This is a genomic window from Komagataeibacter sp. NFXK3, assembly GCF_054182245.1.
In genome coordinates this window covers 1-1,592 of the sequence record NZ_JAPIVJ010000068.1, presented here as the reverse complement: position 1 = coordinate 1,592, position 1,592 = coordinate 1, and the positions used below count along the sequence as shown (strand labels likewise).

General features: G+C 53.2%; 2 protein-coding genes. One reads left to right on the top strand and one right to left on the bottom strand.

Annotated features, from left to right (window positions below; translation table 11 throughout):
• On the top strand, positions 1 to 437 hold a 437-nt coding region (locus tag OQZ28_RS17455; protein ID WP_458136694.1), incomplete at its 5' end, for an alpha/beta hydrolase-fold protein.
• Positions 438 to 612: 175 nt separating this feature from the next.
• On the opposite strand, the gene OQZ28_RS17450 is transcribed toward OQZ28_RS17455, so the two are convergent.
• Positions 613 to 1,413, bottom strand: coding sequence for a LysR substrate-binding domain-containing protein (locus OQZ28_RS17450; RefSeq protein WP_244192285.1), 801 nt, complete (start codon positions 1,411 to 1,413; stop codon positions 613 to 615).
• Between the last annotated feature and the right edge of the window lie 179 nt (positions 1,414 to 1,592).

Here is a 1,592-nt window from a genome sequence, read left to right as displayed (position 1 = left end):
CGAGCTTTCCGGTTACGCAGCAGCGAGGCATTGCGGGACATTCGATGGGTGGATTTGGCGCCATCATGATCGCGCTGCGTAATCCTGGCCGCTATCGTTCTGTGTCAGCCTTTTCACCCATTGTGGCACCAACGCAGGTACCATGGGGTGAAAAAGCATTCAGTGCTTATCTGGGGCCGGATCGTGCCAGTTGGGCAGCCTATGACCCGCTTGAACTTGTGCGGACAGCGAAGGAAAGACTGCCTGTTCTGATAGATCAGGGTCTGGCGGACCAGTTTCTGAAAGAACAGCTCAGGCCAGAACTGTTCCAGGAAGCCGCACAGAATGCAGGGCAGGAACTCATCCTGAATCTTCGTCCTGATTACGATCACAGCTATTATTTTGTAGCCAGTTTTATTGCAGATCATCTCAGATATTTCGTGAGTAAACTACGATGAATAGATTGTCTGTCTTTTGGGATCCGGAATTTTCTGGCTTTGAGTGGAGATGAAATCTGTTAGGGGCATCTTTCAAACTGTGAAATCAGCTGGCAGCTTGCCGTGTGGGCTTGAGCGTACCGTCGAAGAGCATGGACCTTTCGACGCGCCGGAGCATCGTAGGATATCTCAGATGTCATGGCGGAAAGGCGTTTTGAACTTCGATAACGAAACTCCGCAGTTTTGGGGTCATAGCAGGGCCGGCATTGTAAAGCAGATGCATCGGGCGACCAGGAACTCTCCACTGGGATAGAATGCGGACAAGGCGGCCAGAATCAAGTTCGGGCTTCAAGGCCTGTTCAGAACCCAATACTATGCCCTCTCCTGACAAGGTGAGGGCCAATAGAAAGCCCCAGTCGTTGGACGTCACAGTGCCAGAAACCATGACAGATCGTGTGCAGGTCTTTCGTATAAAGTGCCATGCTGTTCGTACAGAATTTGCAGAGTTTTCGTAGACAAGACACTGATGCCGGGCGAGTTCCTCAGGACTGTCCGGAGCGCCAAATTTTTCGAGATAGGCAGGCGCTGCGCAGACCGTGAGGGAATATGAGGCCAGAGGGCGACTGACGACCGTAAGATCGGGATCTGGCTCGCCAATACGAATGACAGCTTCATGGCCATCCAGCGTCGGATGAACCAGTTGATCCGTAAGGGATACTTGTAATCGTACCTTCGGGAATTTCTTCCGAAAATTATGTAGAAACATGGGGAACATGGTCCGCCCGAAGGTAACTGGTACGCTGACAGCAAGTGTACCACGTGGTTCGCCCAGCGTGTTGGCGGCAAGATTATCAGCACGCTCGACAGCCTTCAGGACGAGATGACATTGCTCGCAGTAAAGACTCCCTATTTCTGTGAGGCTCTGACGACGTGTCGTCCGATGGAGCAGGCGCGTGCCAAGATGACGCTCCAGAGCCTCTATATGTTTGGCCACCATCTGCGGCGATAAGGTCAGACGCTGAGCGGCCGCGGCAAAAGACCCCAGTTCCGTAACCGGCCGCTCTGGGCCGCCTTGATTATGCGGCCTGTCTGTGCAGTGTATTCACGGGTTTCCAGTTCCATGGCAACAGTTCGTGGAGCCGGTTGATCTTGTGCTCGTTGATACGGGCCAGGACG